Raw genomic sequence first — 15,967 nt, 5'->3', positions numbered from 1 at the left:
GCGATGGCGCGAAAGCCACACGGGCGGCGCGAAATAAAAAGGCCCGCGCGCGGCGGGCCCTTTGAAAGGTCGCTCGTCAGTTATGCACAGGCGGCGCAGTCGAATCGCGCCGGTGCGACAGGACGGATCAGTCCTCGACGTGCTCGGCCAGAACGGTCAGACCCGCGTCGCCAACCTCGGCAAAGCCGCCCGAGACGGTGATGACTTCGGGCGCGGCGCCGGCAGTCTTGTAGATGCGCATCTGGCCGTCGGCGATGGTCGACATGAAGGGCGCGTGCCCTTCCAGCACGCCGAACGCACCCTCGCTGCCGGGGACTTCCACCATGTGAACGTCTTCCGAGCGGACCAGCTTGGCCGGAGTTACGAGTTCGAAATGCAGCGCCATCGTTTCAGCTTTCAATCTTTATCGTGAAGGAGAGGGCGGAAGCGCGCTGCCTCCGCCCGTCTCAATCCAATCAGGCGTCTTCGGCCAGCTTCTTGGCCTTCTCGACCGCCTCGTCGATGCCGCCGACCATATAGAAGGCTGCTTCGGGCAGGTGGTCGTATTCGCCTTCGACAACGGCCTTGAACGACTTCACCGTGTCTTCCAGCTGGACGAACTTGCCGGGGATGCCGGTGAAGACTTCGGCCACGTGGAACGGCTGCGACAGGAACTTCTGGATCTTGCGCGCGCGCTGGACGGTGAGCTTATCTTCTTCCGACAGCTCGTCCATGCCCAGAATGGCGATGATGTCCTGCAGCGACTTGTACTTCTGCAGCGTTTCCTGAACCGCGCGGGCCGTTTCATAGTGCTCTGCACCGACGACGCGGGGTTCCAGAACGCGGCTGGTCGAATCCAGCGGGTCAACCGCGGGATAGATGCCCAGTTCCGAAATCGCGCGGTTCAGCGTGGTCGTCGCGTCAAGGTGAGCGAACGAGGTGGCCGGTGCAGGGTCGGTAAGGTCGTCGGCAGGCACGTAGATAGCCTGAACCGAGGTGATCGAACCCTTGGTGGTCGAGGTGATGCGTTCCTGCAGCGCGCCCATGTCGGTCGACAGGGTGGGCTGGTAACCCACGGCCGAAGGAATACGGCCAAGCAGGGCCGACACTTCCGAACCCGCCTGGGTAAAGCGGAAGATGTTGTCGACGAAGAACAGAACGTCCTGCCCTTCCTGATCGCGGAAATATTCCGCCATGGTCAGGCCCGACAGCGCCACGCGGGCACGCGCGCCCGGGGGTTCGTTCATCTGGCCGAAGACGAGCGCCACCTTGGAACCGTCCGAGGTTGCGTTGCCGTCGGCATCCTTGGCGATAACGCCCGCGTCGAGGAATTCGTGATAGAGGTCGTTGCCCTCACGGGTACGCTCACCCACGCCCGCGAACACGGACACGCCGCCGTGGCCCTTCGCGATATTGTTGATGAGTTCCTGGATGAGCACGGTCTTACCCACGCCCGCGCCGCCGAACAGGCCGATCTTGCCGCCCTTCGCATAGGGGGCGAGCAGGTCGATGACCTTGATGCCGGTGACCAGAATGGCCGCTTCGGTCGACTGGTCGACGAATTCGGGAGCCTTGGCGTGGATCGGCGCATGCATGTCCGAACCGACGGGGCCGCGTTCGTCGATGGGCTCGCCCACCACGTTCATGATGCGGCCCAGCGTCTTGGGGCCGACAGGAACCGAAATCTGCGCGCCGGTGTTCGCCACCGGCTGGCCGCGGGTCAGGCCGTCGGTCGCGTCCATGGCGATGGTGCGAACCGTGTTCTCGCCAAGGTGCTGCGCCACTTCGAGCACAAGGCGTTGGCCGTTGTTCTCGGTTTCCAGCGCGGTGAGGATCGCGGGCAGCTCGCCTTCAAAGATCACGTCGACGACAGCGCCGATGACCTGGCTGATCTTGCCCTGTGCGGGGACATTCGATGTGCCCGAGAAGTCGAGCGTGGGTGCGGTGGCCATGGGTGTTTCCTTGCCTATTACTTAGAGCGCTTCGGCGCCCGCGATAATTTCGATAAGTTCGGTGGTGATCGCCGCCTGACGGCTGCGGTTGTACTGGATCGTCAGCTTGTTGATCAGGTCGCCGGCATTGCGCGTGGCATTGTCCATCGCGGTCATCGACGCGCCCTGTTCCGACGCATTGTTCTCAAGCAGAGCCTTGAAGATCTGCGTCTTCAGATAGCGGGGGAGCAGCGCTTCGAGGATTTCTTCCTCGCCGGGCTCGTACTCCACTACCGCGTCGCTCTCGGCAGCAGCCCCCTCGGGAGCGGCGACCGGGATGATCTGCTGCTCGGTCGGGACCTGCGCCAATGCGCTCTGGAACCGCGAGTAAAACAGATGCGCCACGTCGAAACGGCCATCCTCGTACATGCCGACCAGCTCGTCCGCAATCTGCTCGGCCTCGTTAAAGCCGGCTTCGCGCACATGGGTCGTGTCGAACTGCACGCCGATCCGGTCGGGGTGGGTGCGACGGATCACCGGACGGCCCTTGCGGCCGATCAGGTAGAACTCGACGTCCTTGCCCTCGGCCAGCAGCGCCTTTGCCTTGGCGAGTGCCGCCTTGACGATGTTCGAGTTGAACGCGCCCGCCAGACCCTTGTCCGAATTGGCGACGACCAGAAGATGCTTCTGGGTCGAGCCGGTTCCGGCCAGCAGCTTGGGTGCATTGTCGCTCTTGCCCACTTTCGTGGACAGGCTTGCCATGACGCCCGTCAGCCGTTCGGCATAGGGGCGTGCGGCTTCCGCCGCGGCCTGCGCCTTGCGCAGCTTCGCGGCGGCCACCATCTGCTTGGCCTTGGTGATCTTCTGGGTCGATTTGACCGAGTTGATCCGGCCCTTGAGTTCCTTCAGCGAGGCCATGACGGCTCCCTAGCTACCTCTTGGACCTTAGGCGAATTGCTTGGCAAAAGCCTGAAGCGCGGCGACGGTCTTGTCCTTCGTCTCGCCTTCGAACTTCTGCGTGGTGCGGATTTCGGCCAGCACGTCGCTGTGCTGCGTACGCATGAACGACAGCATTTCGGCTTCGTATTCGGTCACGCGGTCGACCGCGATCCCGTCGACATACCCGTTGGTGCCGGCAAAGATCGACACGACCTGCTCTTCGAACGGCAGGGGCGAGAACTGCGGCTGCTTCAGCAGCTCGGTCAGGCGCGCGCCGCGGTTCAGCAGCTTTTGCGTCGAGGCGTCGAGGTCCGAACCGAACTGGGCGAATGCCGCCATTTCGCGGTATTGCGCCAGCTCCAGCTTGATCGAACCGGCGACCTTCTTCATCGCCTTGGTCTGGGCCGAACCGCCCACGCGGCTGACCGACAGGCCCACGTTGATCGCGGGACGGATGCCCTGGAAGAACAGGCCGGTTTCAAGGAAGATCTGGCCGTCGGTGATCGAGATCACATTGGTCGGAATATAGGCCGACACGTCGCCTGCCTGCGTTTCGATGATGGGAAGGGCGGTCAGCGAACCGGCGCCGTTTTCCTCGTTCATCTTGGCCGCACGCTCCAGCAGGCGGCTGTGCAGGTAGAACACGTCGCCGGGGTAGGCTTCGCGGCCCGGAGGACGACGCAGCAGCAGCGACATCTGACGATAGGCGACGGCCTGCTTGGAAAGATCGTCATACACGATCACGGCGTGCATGCCGTTGTCGCGGAAGAATTCGCCCATCGCGCAGCCGGTATAGGGCGCGAGGAACTGCAGCGGAGCAGGCTCCGAAGCGGTGGCGGCGACGACGATCGAATATTCCATCGCGCCGTTTTCTTCGAGCTGGCGCACGATCTGCGCGACGGTCGAACGCTTCTGGCCGACGGCGACATAGATGCAGTACAGCTTCTTGCCTTCGTCGTCGCCCTGATTGACTTCCTTCTGGTTGATGAAGGTGTCGATGGCGACGGCGGTCTTGCCGGTCTGGCGGTCGCCGATGATCAGCTCGCGCTGGCCGCGGCCGACGGGGACGAGCGCGTCAACGGCTTTCAGGCCGGTCTGCACGGGTTCGTGCACCGATTTGCGCGGGATGATGCCCGGCGCCTTCACTTCGACGCGCGAACGCTTGTCCGCGACGATCGGGCCCTTGCCGTCGATCGGGTTGCCCAGTGCGTCGACGACGCGGCCCAACAGGCCCTTGCCGACGGGGACGTCCACGATGGTGCCGGTGCGCTTGACCTGGTCGCCTTCCTTGATGGCGGCGTCCGAGCCGAAGATCACGACGCCGACATTGTCAGCCTCGAGGTTGAGGGCCATGCCCTGCGTGCCGTCGGAGAATTCGACCATCTCGCCGGCCTGAACCTTGTCGAGGCCGTGGATGCGGGCGATGCCGTCACCCACCGAGAGGACGGAACCGACCTCGCTTACCTGTGCTTCGGTGCCGAAGCTGGCAATCTGGTCCTTGATGACCTTCGAGATTTCTGCGGCGCGGATTTCCATGGATCTAAGTGCCTTTTCCTAAGGACCCCCAGTTCAAGCGAACAGGTCAGGTCAGCCCTTCATGGCCTGGGCGAGAGAGTTGAGACGGGTGCGGATCGAGCTGTCGATCTGGCGGCTGCCGATCTTTACGATCAGCCCGCCAAGGATCGAAGGATCGACCTCGGTGCGAACTTTGACGTCGCGGCCTTCGCGCGCGGTCAGCTTTTGCGTCAGCGCCATCACCTGCGAATCGTCCAGCGGGTGCGCGCTGGTGACGTCGGCGGTCACTTCGCCGCGCTGGGCGGCGGCGATGGTGGCGAATGCGCGGATCATGTCCGGCAGGCTCGACAGGCGGCGGTTCTTGGCCAGCACGCCCAGGAAATTCTTGGTCAGCGGGGCAAGATGCAGGTGATCGGCGACGCCCGCAACGGCAGCGCCCGCCTGCTTGCGGCTGATTTCCGGGTCCTTCAGCAAGGCGGCAAGATCGGCCGATTCGGCAATCGCCGAACGCAGCGTCTCAAGGTCGCCCTCGACCGAAGTAACCTGGTTCTCGTCCACTGCCAGTTCGAACAGTGCCGAGGCGTAGCGCCCCGCAAGACTGGCCGTGATGCCGCCCGTATTCTCCACGCTTGTCCTGTCCTCAATGCATGCCGTGAAACGGCCCTACCCCCGAACGCCTTGGCCATGCCCCGCGCTGTCACGAATACTGTGTAGCGCAAATGCACGGCACGCGGGATGCGTCCGTTACGGCGGCGCGCCTAGCAATGAAACCGCGATATGACAACCGGCGCGCGGCGTGTTTTGGGGCGTAACCATACCAATTGGCGAGGGCAAAGCCCCAACGGGCGGGGAAATGGCGCGTTTCAGCCGTTTTCGCCGCCCCCGGGAATCTCCGCGCTCGCGGTTTCATCCTTCGCAGGAGCGATTTCGCCCGGTTCGCAGCGATAGACCAGCCGTTCGTTGGGCGTATCGGGCAGCAATTGGCGAATCGCCTCCTGCTGGTCGCCCAGATCGCGGGCGGCATCGGGGCCCGCCCCGCAGGCCGGCGCCTGATAGGACCCGCGCGCTTCCCGCGCCGCGCCCATGGTGTTGAGGTCGAGGAAATAGCGGTCGGTACGCAGGCTGCGCGTGGCCGGGTCATAGCGCGATACCGAAACCGTCTGTTCGCTGTCGGGCACCATGATTCGCGTCCAGCCATCGGACGAGATGCCATATTGCGTGCGCCCGTTGACGCAGCCTTCCTCGTCCCATTGCAGTTCGACATCATTGCTGTTCGACACGGTGACGCGGCTGCGGTCGGGCAGGAAGCGGCAGATGAAACGGCCCTTGTCCACGCTGGCCGACGGGGTTTGCGTCTTGGCAGGGGCCGTCAGAATGGCGCGCTGCGCATCGTCCCCGCGTTCGATCACGTCGCTGACCGACGGGCGCGCGATCCATGCGGCCAGCGCGGCCAGCAGGGAAAACACCGTAAAGGCCCCGGCGGCCATCGCCTGTTCGCGGCGCTGGTTGTCGAGCAGATAGACGCCGCCAAGCCCGCCCATCATGGCGAACACCACCATCAGCCCGGCAAGGCCCATCAGCGTGTCGCGCTCGTCAATGGCGTCCAGTTCGGCGCGGCGGGCGGATTTTTCGGCAGCCAGATTGCGTTCGGCAGAGGCGGCGGCAAGGCGGGCGCGCTGTTCGGCTTCTTCGCGCAGGGATCGTGCCGTTTCCTCGGCATCCAGATCGGCGAGCGAGCGGCATTCGCTGGCGCTGGTGCGCGCGGTTACGCCTGCCGCGCGCAGGAACGGGGCCAGTTCGCGCATCGACACCGCGAAATAGAATTCCGAATCGCTGCCATTGTCGCTGATCGTGCCGAACGCGTTGACGCCGACCACGCGGCCGCAGGGGTCGAGCAGGGGGCCGCCCGAATTGCCGACGCCGATCGCGGCCGTATGCAGGATCGTATCGTAATCGGCCGACGAACGCCCCGCCGAAACCTGCCCGCGCGTCTTCACCGGCGGCTGCGGAGAGACAAGCCCGTTGAGGCCGAGGCCCAGCGCCTGGTCGACATTGGCGGGATAGCCCACAGCATAGACGTCCTGCCCGTCCTCCACCCGTCCCGAATAGAGCGTCGATACGGGAAGCGAGGCATCCTCGGTCAGTTCGACCAGAGCCAGATCGACATCGCCCGCCACGCGCACGATCCGCGCGAAGTAGCCGGTGCGCCCCTGCGCGGGCACGATGCCAAGGCGCAGCCGGTCATCCTCTAGCAGAGGGGCCAGCACATGCGCATTGGTGACGATCAGCTTGGGCGTGACGGCAAAGCCGGTGCCATGGCCGATGACGTCATAGCCCGACGAATCGCGCATCACGATCACCACGCGCACGACCGAGCGGGCGGCGGCATTGATGTCGGCGGTATCGGCGCGCGCGCTTTGCACGCCGCCCGGCAGCACCGTGCCCGCCAGCGCCAGCATCAGCGCAAGCGCCATCACGCGCATGGCAGCGACCAGCCGCGCCGGTGCAGAAAGCGCGCCCTGCGCGGTTCGATTGTGTTTCAGCATTCCGCCAACGTCCATGGCTGCGGGCCTTAGCGGGTTTCGACGGGGCATGGCAGGGGTTTTCGCCGTGATCCCACAGGGATTCTGGCATGCTGCCATTCCATCCGGATTGGTCCGGTTTGAAATCGGCTTTCGGGATGCGCCGCGCGGCGCAAGGGGCTAGAACCGCAGGCATGACCGAAACAAGCCCCCTTTCTGTGCCCAGGGCCGAAGCGCTGGCTGCCTTTGCGCGGCGCGACAAGGAATATGACGGGCGCTTTGTCGTGGGGGTGCGCACGACCGGCATCTATTGCCGCCCCAGTTGCCCCGCGCGGCGGCCAAAGCCGGAAAACATGGCGCTTTATCCCGATATACCGGCGGCAAAGGCAGCGGGATTACGCGCGTGCAAACGCTGCCTGCCCGACGATGCGATGGAGGATAAGGACGCGGTGCATGCCGCGCTGGCGGCGATCCGCGCGGCTGGCGGGCCGGTGGCGATGGCTGTGCTGGCAGGGCGGACAGGCTATTCCCCCGATCATCTGCAACGCATTTTCCGCCGCGCGACCGGCATCAGCCCTGCCGCCTATGGCCGCGCCCTGCGGCTGGAACGCGCGCGCGACGCGCTGGGAAAGGAAGCGAATGTGACCGATGCGATCATGGACGCGGGCTATGAAGCCCCCTCGCGCTTTTACGACGACGCAAAAGGAAAGCTGGGCATGACCCCGTCGGCATGGCAGCGCGGGGGAGAGGGCGTGACGATCCGCTGGGCGGTGGTGCCGACCGGCCTTGGCGACATGCTGGTCGCCGCGACCGACAAGGGCGTCTGCCGACTGTCCTTTAACGAAACCGCCGACGCGCTGGCCGAACGTTTCCCCAGGGCGCAACTGGCGCAGGGCGATGCCGCATTCGCCGCGCTGCTGGCGCGGGTAACGGCAGAGGTCGAGGCGCCGGGCAGCGATCCCGATATCCCGCTGGATGTGAAGGGCACTGCCTTTCAGGAACGCATCTGGGCCGAATTGCGCCGCATTCCCGCCGGCGAAACGCGCAGCTATGCCGAGCTTGCGGCGGCAGCCGGTCATCCACGGGCCGTGCGCGCGGCAGGCAGTGCCAACGGGGCGAACAATGTGGCGGTGCTGATCCCCTGCCACCGCGTGGTGCGCGCCGACGGCAGCGTGGGCGGTTATGCCTATGGGGCCGAAATCAAAAGCGAATTGCTGAAGCGCGAAAGCGCGCGCCCCGCCAAGGGGAGCGCGCGCAAAGGCTGATCAGTCCTCGTCTTCTTCGGGATCTTCCCAACCCGGATGAAGCTCTTCCAAAGCCTTGGTCTTGTCGCCCGCCTCGATCTCCTCGACGCGTTCGGACAGACGTTCGACCGTGTCGCCGCCATGCGGGTTATAGACGATGGGCCCCAGCACGGCGATCGCTTCCTTGTCGCGGTTCTCGGTCAGCAATTGCCAAGCCAGCGACTGGCGGATGCGGTCGTCGAACTTGGCCAGCGAATAGGCCCGCTCCAGCGCGATGATCGCGTCTTCGGGCGGGGTTTCGCCTGCCAGCACGAAGGAATGGTAATATCCCGACAAGGCACGCGGATCGTCGGGATTGATCCGGTTCGCCGCGATATATGCGCTGCGCATCGTGGCATATTGCGCCGGATCGTCCTCTGCCCGTTCCTCGGCCACGCGGGCCAGATAGATATGGGCATCGGCCGAATCCGCATCGATGGCGAGCATCCGGCGGGCCAGACCCGTCGCCTCGTCATAATTCTCGGCGTCGAATTCGGCTTCCATCGCCATGCGCAGAACCGCCATGTTCTGCGGATAGCTTGCGACCAGCGACCGCGCCTTGGGCACCAGAGACGCGGCCTCGTCCTCGTCCACTCCCACGCTCGACAGCATGTGAATATCCATTGCGGCGGCGGCGCCTGCGTCAAGCTGGCGGACCGTGGCTTCGGGCATTTCGAAATTGGCCAGCTTCACCTCGGTAATGCGGGCGCGGCCACGGCGATAGGAATCGAGTTCCTTTTCCAGCTGGTCAAGATCGCCGAACGCAGCCTTTGCCGCCTCGATCGGTTCCTCGCCGCGGTTCATCGCGGTCAGATACTGGGCCAGCTGGCCCGCGCGCGACGGTTCGATCGACAGATAGCTCGTCAGCAGCCAGCCATAGGAATAATCCTGATAGGCATCGAGGCCGGTCATATCCTCGTAATCGATGGGATCGAGCATTTTTTCGATCGGCTGGCTGTACCAGTACAGCATGGACGAGCGCGATTCGGGCGCGCGGCCGATGCGGAAACCGTCGTCGATCAGATCGACCGTGCCGAACAATTCGGCAAAGCCCTCGCTATACCAGCGCGGATAGGCGGCGGGGCTGTGCTGATACATGAAATAATGGGTGTATTCGTGGAACAGCACTTCGTTCGGCGGAATGCTTTCGCCGCCCTTGCGCGCGCCATAGGAGCCGCGCCGGCGCGGTTCGCGCAGCGGTACAAAGGCGACCGATCCGCCCGCACGGCTGATGAAAAAGCCCGCAACGCTGGTCGAATCGACCAGCCGCCCGATGTCGCGCGTGTCGCCGAACTGGAACACGCTCAATTTCTGGGCGTCGGTCATCGGCGCATTGTCCATCGCCACTCCGCGCATAAAGCGCAGGGCCGCGTCCAGACGTTCCATGTCGATGGCCAGTTCCTTGGCCGAATCCTCGCCGCCGGTGGAATAGATGTTGAAATGATCGGTGCTTGCGACCCACCAATCCTCTGCCTGCGCCGGAACGGCGGCCAGCATGGCCGCCGCGGCGATCAGTGTCCTTAGCATGTACAGTCCCTTTGGTTACTTCAGCCCCTTGATTAGAAAGGCACTGTGCACAGTCCGACAGGGGATTTGAAGCCTTTAAGTTACCCCTGAAACGAGATTTCGCGCCATTTTCGCGCGATTTCAGCCGTTCAGACGAAACTATAGGGGTCGATGTCGACGCCGATGCGCACGCCTTGCGGGTGATCGATCGGGCCCAGCCATTCGCGGATTGTCTGCTGCAGCGCGGCGCTGCGGCGGGCATTGACCAGCAGGCGATAGCGATAGCGGCCGCGCAGCATCGACAGCGGTGCGGGGGCGGGGCCGAATACGGCGATATCGTCCAGCCGCGGCGCGCTGCCGCCGATCTTGCGGGCGGCTTCGGCGGCTTCGGCCTCGTCCTCGCTTGACACGATGATCGCGGCCCAGCGGCCGAATGGCGGCGCGCCCGCATGGCGGCGGGCATCGCTCTCGGCCTCGTAAAACGCATCGCGGTCATAGGCGGCGAGCGCGGCGATGACGGGCGCTTCGGGATGGCGCGTCTGGATCAGCACTTCGCCCGGCTTGGCGGCGCGGCCCGCGCGGCCCGCGACCTGCGCGATCTGCTGATAGCTGCGTTCGGCGGCGCGCAGATCGCCGCCCTCAAGCCCCAGATCGGCATCGATCACGCCGACCAGCGTGAGTTCGGGGAAGTGATAGCCCTTGGTCACCAGCTGCGTGCCGACGATCACATCGATTTCGCCCGCTTGCGCCGCATCGACGAATTCCCCGATCTTGTCCGGGCTGGAAAGCGTGTCCGACGTGACGACGGCGGTGCGGGCGTCGGGGAAGATCTCGGCCACCTCGTCCGCGATGCGTTCGACGCCGGGGCCGCAGGCGGCAAGGCAATCGCTCTCACCACATTCGGGGCAGGCGTCGGGGCTTTTCACCTGATGCCCGCAATGGTGGCAGGCAAGGCGGCGGGTCAGCCGGTGTTCGACCAGCCATGCCGAACAATTGGGGCACTGGAACCGGTAACCGCACTGGCGGCAAAGGGTCAGCGGGGCATAGCCGCGACGGTTGAGGAACAATAGCGCCTGTTCCCCGCGCTCCAGCCGCTCCTTTATCGCGGAGACGAGCGAGGGCGCGATCCAGCGGCCGCGCGGGGGGCTTTCCTCGCGCAGGTCGACGATGCGGATATCGGGCAAAACCGCGCCGCCGAAACGGGCGGGCAGGTCGATTTTCTCATACACCCCCGCCTCGGCCATTTGCAGGCTTTCCAATGCGGGCGTCGCGCTGGCGAGAATGGCGGGAATATTTTCGAACCGCGCGCGCATCACGGCCACATCGCGCGCGTTATAGCGCACGCCGTCGTCCTGCTTGAAGCTGATCTCGTGCGCTTCGTCGACGACGATCAGGCCAAGGTCGGCAAACGGCAGGAACAGCGCCGACCGCGCGCCGACCACCACGCTGGCGCCGCCTTCGGACACTTGCCGCCATGCGCGGCGGCGGTCCGACTGTTTCTGCGCGCTGTGCCAGACGGTGGGGGCCACGCCGAAACGCGCCTCGAACCGTTTCAGGAAATTCTGCGTCAGCGCGATTTCGGGCAGCAGCACCAGCACCTGCCGCCCCAGCCGCAGCGCTTCGGCCACGCCTTCGAAATAGGTTTCGGTCTTGCCCGATCCGGTCACCCCGTCCAGCAGTATGGGGGCGAATTTGCGGGCGCGCACCGCATCGATGAAACGGTCGGCAGCCGCCTGTTGCCCGTCTGACAGATCGGGCGGGGCATGATCGGGGCGGGGCGCATCGAAGGGCCGGTCGATGGCGACCTCGACCGCTTCCAGACAGCCGGCATTGACCAGCCCGCGCAGGACCGCTTCGGATACGCCCGCAAGGTCCGCCAGTTCGCGGATCGTGCCTTGCTCTCCGTCCAGCGCCGACAGCGCCGCATCGCGCTGCGGGGTCATGCGCGGCGGCTCTGCGCCGGTCAGCCGGTATTCTGTGACCGTCCCGCCCCCGCGCAGCGCCGCGCTGGACGATAATGCCATGCGCGCCACGCTGGCCATCGAGGCGCAGTAATAATCCGCCGTCCATTCGATCAGCCGCCGCAGCGGGGCGCGCAGCGGTTCCACCGGCAATGCGCCCAGCAGCGGGCGAAGGCGCGAATCCGGAACCTCTGTCCCGGGCAGTCGTTCGCTTTCCCACACGATGCCAGTCACTTGCCGTGGCCCCAGGGGTGCGACGACCACGCTGCCGGCTTCCAGTGCCATGCCATCGGGCACGCGGTAATCCAGCGGACCCAATGCGGCATTCATGACGAGGAGACGGACGCGGTTCATCTTGCCACCCATATGGCGGCTGCCGCGCCCCGATGGAAGCGTCCGGATTTCGGGGAGAGAGAGGATTTGAATATGGAAAACGCCGTCACGCCCCTTTCCGCCACTGCGAGCCGCCGCCGGTTTCTGGCCTTTGCCGCGGCGGGAACGGGGGCTTTGGCGCTATCGGGCTGCGCGACCTATGGCGGGTTCAGCTATACCGAGGCGATCCGCCGCCTGCTGACCGTCGCGTCGCAGGATGCGTTCGAACAATTGCTGGCACCCGACGGGTTTTACGACACGCAGCTGGCGCGGCTTGCGGTGGACGACGCGCTGGCGGGGCGGGGCGGGGCGATCGCCTCCATCCTCGGCTCCACCATCGTGCGCGAACGCATGATGCGCGAATTTAACAGCATCGCGGCCGAAGGCGCCTATCGCGCGGCGCCCGTGGTGGCCGATACGGTGCGGGTGATCGGCATCCAGAACGCCGCCGCGCTGATCGCCGGCGGGCCGACCGCCGCGACCGGATTCCTGCGCCAGAACATGGGCCAGCAACTGATCGAGGTGATGCTGCCCGAAGTGTCCGATGCGCTGCGCGTGGTGAACGATCCGGTGCTGGGCCCCGCCTTGTCGCAACTGGCGGGCGTCGATCTGTCGGGCGTGGCGGGTTCGCTGACCCGGCGGACCGAGGATGCGATCTGGACTGCCATCGGCCAGCGGGAAAGCGCCATCCGCGCCGATCCCTATGCCACCAACGATCCGTTGCTGATCGGCGCGTTCGGGATGCGGTGACCGGTCAGAACCGCCGCAAGACCGAGATTTGCGGCACGTGGGCCAGCACATTGGGTTCGTCGGCGACGGGGTGATAGATCAGCAGATAGCCCGCCGTCGCCTCGATCCCGCGGCCCAGTTCGCGGGTGACGGCGATATTGGCGCGCAACTGGTCGGTCCCCGTATCGCCGCCCTGCCGTTTGTTGCGCAGGCGCAGCAGCCATTCGCCCGATGCGGCCAGCCGCGTTTTCGGGTCCAGCCGCCAGCTATGCTGGATCCGTTCGCGCAGCCGCAATTCGGTGCGGTCGCCATCGTCGTAAAACCGCTGTTCGAACTGGCTGCGCAGCGCAAAGCCGCGCCGGGCAAGCGTTACGCGTTCGAAAAGGCGCCATTCGACCACCCCGCCGGTTTCGAAATGCGCCACCCCGCCGCCCAGCCGCACCAGCGGGGTCAGCGTGGTATCGGCGCTGGCGCGGATCAGGAACTGGTCGTCGCCCGATGCATCGTCGCGCAGCCGGTATCCGATATCCGCCACCAGCGGCGTATCGGGCGCAACGGCGGTTTCGGCGCTGGCCATGGTCCACAGCTGGAACTCCTGCTCTTCCGCAACGGCGCTCGCCGGTTGCAAAAGGGCGGACAGGGCGGCAATGCGGACCGCACAGACGAACAGGGCGCGACTCATGTTTGCCCCCATAACCCCGTGGCGCATTCAAAAGCGCGGAAGAAATGGACCTTTCCCGATGAAATTCTTCGCCGACACTGCCGATACCGCCGAAATCGCCGAGCTGGCCGCGACCGGCCTGCTGGATGGCGTGACCACCAACCCCAGCCTGATCGCCAAGTCGGGCCGCGATTTCATGGAAGTGACGAAGGAAATCTGCGGACTGACCGACGGGCCGGTCAGCGCCGAAGTCGTCGCTCTCGACCATGAAACGATGATGAAAGAGGCCGAGGTGCTGCGCAAGATCGCGGACAATGTCTGCATCAAGGTGCCGCTGACCATCGACGGTCTGAAAACCTGCCGCGCGCTGACGAATGACGGCACGCAGGTCAATGTCACGCTCTGCTTCTCGGCCAATCAGGCGCTTTTGGCGGCCAAGGCGGGGGCGACTTTCGTGTCGCCCTTCCTTGGACGGCATGACGATAACGGCTTCGACGGCCTCTCGCTGATCGAGGATATTCGCCTGATCTATGACAATTACCTGTTCGAAACGCAGATTCTGGCCGCGTCGATCCGCCATCCCGTCCATGTGCTGGAATGCGCCAAGATCGGCGCCGATGTCGGCACCATGCCGCCCAAGGTGATCAAGGCGCTGGCCAATCACGTTCTGACCGACAAGGGCATCGAAGGTTTCATGAAGGACTGGGCCGCGACCGGCCAATCGATCCTGTAAGGCGGAAGGCCCTTTTGGCAGAAGAATCGAATCTCGACCGTTTTCGCGCCGCATTGACCGGAACGGCCCGCGCCGTGGCCGAGGATGCGGAGATCGAAGTCAGCTGGACGTCGGACACCCCCGCGCAAGTGGGGAACAGCGTCCGCGTGCCCATGCCGGGCCGCAAGCTGGAGGCTGGCCCCGTTGCCATCGCGCGCGGGGTGGCCGACAGCTTTGCCCTGAAACAGCGGCACCACAACAGCGCGCTGCACAACCGGATGCGCCCGTCGGACGCGCTGGCGCGGCAGGCGTTCGATGCGGTCGAACAGGTGCGCTGGGAAGCCATCGGCGCCAATGCCATGACCGGCACGCGCGCCAATCTGGCCGCTGCGCTGGATAAAAGGCTGGCGGCGGATTCGATCACCCGCGCCGACCGGGCAGAGGATGTGCCCATCGCCACCGCGCTCGCCCTGATGCTGCGCGAACATCTGACGGGTCAGGCCGCGCCCGAAGCGGCACAGGACGGACTTGCCCTGCGGCGCGAGGCGATTGCGGCCGCCATCGGCGACGATTTCGACCGTCTGGCCGATGTGCTGAACGACCAGAAGGCATTCCAGAAGGGCGCGCTCGACCTGCTCCGCCATCTGGAAATGGTCGAGCTGGACATGCAGTCCGAACAGGAGATCGACGAAGGCGACGAGCCCGAGGGCGAGGACGGCGATCAGGACGACAGCCCCGAGGAAGAGCAGCCCTCGGACGAGAAATCGAACCCCGTCGATGCCGCTGCCGAGCCGCAGGACAGCGAGGGCGAGAACGACGGCGAGGACGAGGGCGAGTTCGACGCAGACGGCGAATTCGATCCGGGCGAGGATGCCGAGGAAGGCATGATGCCCGTGCGGCCCAACCGCCCATGGACCGATCTGCCCGACGATTTCGATTACAAGGCGTTCACCGACGATTTCGACGAGATCATCGGCGCGGCCGATCTTTGCGACGAGGAAGAGCTGACACGGCTGCGCACCTATCTCGACGCGCAGCTAAAGGGCTTGCAGGGCGTGGTGACGAAGCTCGCCAACCGGTTGCAACGCCGCCTGATGGCGCAGCAGAACCGGTCGTGGGACTTCGATCAGGAAGAAGGGCTGCTCGATGCCGCCCGTCTGGCGCGGGTGGTGATCTCGCCCGGTTCGTCATTGAGCTACAAGATCGAGCGCGATCAGGAATTCAAGGACACGGTCGTCACCCTGCTGATCGACAATTCAGGGTCGATGCGCGGGCGGCCGATCTCTATCGCCGCGATCAGCGCCGACGTGCTGGCCCGCACGCTGGAACGCTGCGGCGTGAAGACCGAAATCCTCGGCTTCACGACCCGCGCGTGGAAGGGCGGGCAAAGCCGCGAGCAATGGCTGTCGAGGGGCAAGCCCGAAAATCCGGGCCGCCTCAACGATCTTCGCCATATCGTTTACAAGCAGGCGGACGAGCCATGGCGGCGCGCGCGTCGCAATCTGGGCCTGATGATGCGCGAAGGGCTGCTGAAGGAAAACATCGACGGCGAGGCCTTGATGTGGGCGCATGCGCGCCTGCTGGCGCGGCCCGAGGATCGCCGCATCCTGATGGTGATTTCCGATGGCGCGCCGGTCGACGATTCCACCCTGTCGGTCAACAGCGCCGGCTATCTGGAAGCGCATCTGCGCAAGGTGATCGAGTGGATCGAGAAGAAATCGCCGGTCGAGCTGATGGCGATCGGCATCGGCCACGATGTCACCCGCTATTACCGCCGCGCCGTCACGATCATGGATGCCGAACAATTGGGCGGAACCATGATCGAGCAATTGGCGGGCCTGTTCGAAGGCGATTAGG

At 65.1% G+C, this 15,967-nt stretch carries 13 protein-coding genes; 4 read left to right on the top strand and 9 right to left on the bottom strand.

All coding sequences use genetic code 11. The features are described 5' to 3' along the window. Positions 1–127: 127 nt before the first annotated feature. The 6 genes from LOZ74_RS14505 to LOZ74_RS14480 form a co-directional block, all read right to left on the bottom strand. Positions 128–385 (bottom strand): ATP synthase F1 subunit epsilon, encoded by a 258-nt coding sequence (locus LOZ74_RS14505; protein ID WP_230291752.1) that lies wholly within the window; start codon positions 383–385, stop codon positions 128–130. 70 nt (positions 386–455) lie between these two features. Then, positions 456–1,931 carry a F0F1 ATP synthase subunit beta gene (gene atpD, locus LOZ74_RS14500; RefSeq protein WP_230291751.1) on the bottom strand — a complete coding sequence of 492 codons (1,476 nt, stop codon included), beginning with the start codon at positions 1,929–1,931 and terminating at the stop codon, positions 456–458. 21 nt (positions 1,932–1,952) lie between these two features. Next, positions 1,953–2,828, bottom strand: a complete 876-nt coding sequence (locus LOZ74_RS14495) for a F0F1 ATP synthase subunit gamma (RefSeq protein ID WP_230291750.1) — start codon at positions 2,826–2,828, stop codon at positions 1,953–1,955. 27 nt (positions 2,829–2,855) lie between these two features. Continuing rightward, positions 2,856–4,385 carry a F0F1 ATP synthase subunit alpha gene (gene atpA / locus LOZ74_RS14490; protein ID WP_230291749.1) on the bottom strand — a complete coding sequence of 510 codons (1,530 nt, stop codon included), beginning with the start codon at positions 4,383–4,385 and terminating at the stop codon, positions 2,856–2,858. Positions 4,386–4,436: 51 nt separating this feature from the next. Then, positions 4,437–4,991 carry a F0F1 ATP synthase subunit delta gene (locus LOZ74_RS14485; RefSeq protein ID WP_230291748.1) on the bottom strand — a complete coding sequence of 185 codons (555 nt, stop codon included), beginning with the start codon at positions 4,989–4,991 and terminating at the stop codon, positions 4,437–4,439. A gap of 236 nt (positions 4,992–5,227) precedes the next feature. Next, positions 5,228–6,925, bottom strand: a complete 1,698-nt coding sequence (locus tag LOZ74_RS14480) for a S1C family serine protease (RefSeq protein ID WP_230291747.1) — start codon at positions 6,923–6,925, stop codon at positions 5,228–5,230. A 155-nt stretch (positions 6,926–7,080) separates the two neighbouring features. Here LOZ74_RS14480 and LOZ74_RS14475 point away from each other — a divergent pair, with 155 nt between their 5' ends. Continuing rightward, positions 7,081–8,151 (top strand): bifunctional transcriptional activator/DNA repair enzyme AdaA, encoded by a 1,071-nt coding sequence (locus LOZ74_RS14475; protein ID WP_230291746.1) that lies wholly within the window; start codon positions 7,081–7,083, stop codon positions 8,149–8,151. Here LOZ74_RS14475 and LOZ74_RS14470 read toward each other — a convergent pair whose 3' ends face one another. Together LOZ74_RS14470 and LOZ74_RS14465 are read right to left on the bottom strand one after the other, a co-directional pair. Next, positions 8,152–9,696, bottom strand: coding sequence for a lipopolysaccharide assembly protein LapB (locus tag LOZ74_RS14470; RefSeq protein ID WP_230291745.1), 1,545 nt, complete (start codon positions 9,694–9,696; stop codon positions 8,152–8,154). It lies immediately after the preceding gene. 128 nt (positions 9,697–9,824) lie between these two features. Next, positions 9,825–11,990, bottom strand: a complete 2,166-nt coding sequence (locus LOZ74_RS14465) for a primosomal protein N' (protein WP_230293908.1) — start codon at positions 11,988–11,990, stop codon at positions 9,825–9,827. Positions 11,991–12,062: 72 nt separating this feature from the next. On the opposite strand from LOZ74_RS14465, the gene LOZ74_RS14460 reads away from it, so the two are divergent. After that, a complete protein-coding gene (locus LOZ74_RS14460; RefSeq protein ID WP_230291744.1) occupies positions 12,063–12,758 on the top strand; it encodes a DUF4197 domain-containing protein in 696 nt (231 codons plus the stop codon). A gap of 4 nt (positions 12,759–12,762) precedes the next feature. Here the strand turns inward: LOZ74_RS14460 and LOZ74_RS14455 are convergent, their stop codons facing one another. Then, positions 12,763–13,419 (bottom strand): DUF2490 domain-containing protein, encoded by a 657-nt coding sequence (locus tag LOZ74_RS14455; protein ID WP_230291743.1) that lies wholly within the window; start codon positions 13,417–13,419, stop codon positions 12,763–12,765. A 58-nt stretch (positions 13,420–13,477) separates the two neighbouring features. Between LOZ74_RS14455 and fsa the strand changes: the two genes are divergently transcribed. Both fsa and cobT read left to right on the top strand, forming a co-directional pair. After that, positions 13,478–14,131 carry a fructose-6-phosphate aldolase gene (fsa, locus tag LOZ74_RS14450; protein WP_230291742.1) on the top strand — a complete coding sequence of 218 codons (654 nt, stop codon included), beginning with the start codon at positions 13,478–13,480 and terminating at the stop codon, positions 14,129–14,131. A 14-nt stretch (positions 14,132–14,145) separates the two neighbouring features. Continuing rightward, entirely contained in the window at positions 14,146–15,966 is a 1,821-nt protein-coding gene (cobT, locus tag LOZ74_RS14445) for a cobaltochelatase subunit CobT (RefSeq protein WP_230291741.1), read from the top strand. The last annotated feature ends 1 nt before the right edge of the window (position 15,967 follow it).

The sequence above is a fragment of the Croceicoccus sp. Ery5 genome (assembly GCF_020985325.1).
GTDB lineage: Bacteria > Pseudomonadota > Alphaproteobacteria > Sphingomonadales > Sphingomonadaceae > Croceicoccus.
Note: the sequence above shows the minus strand (reverse complement) of the source record. Positions and strands in the feature narration are given on the sequence as shown.

Coding starts and splice junctions, on each gene's coding strand:
- LOZ74_RS14505 (WP_230291752.1), bottom strand. CDS start 385: ATGGCGCTGCATTTCGAACTCGTAACTCCGGCCAAGCTGGTCCGCTCG.
- atpD (WP_230291751.1), bottom strand. CDS start 1,931: ATGGCCACCGCACCCACGCTCGACTTCTCGGGCACATCGAATGTCCCC.
- LOZ74_RS14495 (WP_230291750.1), bottom strand. CDS start 2,828: ATGGCCTCGCTGAAGGAACTCAAGGGCCGGATCAACTCGGTCAAATCG.
- atpA (WP_230291749.1), bottom strand. CDS start 4,385: ATGGAAATCCGCGCCGCAGAAATCTCGAAGGTCATCAAGGACCAGATT.
- LOZ74_RS14480 (WP_230291747.1), bottom strand. CDS start 6,925: ATGGACGTTGGCGGAATGCTGAAACACAATCGAACCGCGCAGGGCGCG.
- LOZ74_RS14475 (WP_230291746.1), top strand. CDS start 7,081: ATGACCGAAACAAGCCCCCTTTCTGTGCCCAGGGCCGAAGCGCTGGCT.
- LOZ74_RS14470 (WP_230291745.1), bottom strand. CDS start 9,696: ATGCTAAGGACACTGATCGCCGCGGCGGCCATGCTGGCCGCCGTTCCG.
- LOZ74_RS14465 (WP_230293908.1), bottom strand. CDS start 11,990: ATGAACCGCGTCCGTCTCCTCGTCATGAATGCCGCATTGGGTCCGCTG.
- LOZ74_RS14460 (WP_230291744.1), top strand. CDS start 12,063: ATGGAAAACGCCGTCACGCCCCTTTCCGCCACTGCGAGCCGCCGCCGG.
- LOZ74_RS14455 (WP_230291743.1), bottom strand. CDS start 13,419: ATGAGTCGCGCCCTGTTCGTCTGTGCGGTCCGCATTGCCGCCCTGTCC.
- fsa (WP_230291742.1), top strand. CDS start 13,478: ATGAAATTCTTCGCCGACACTGCCGATACCGCCGAAATCGCCGAGCTG.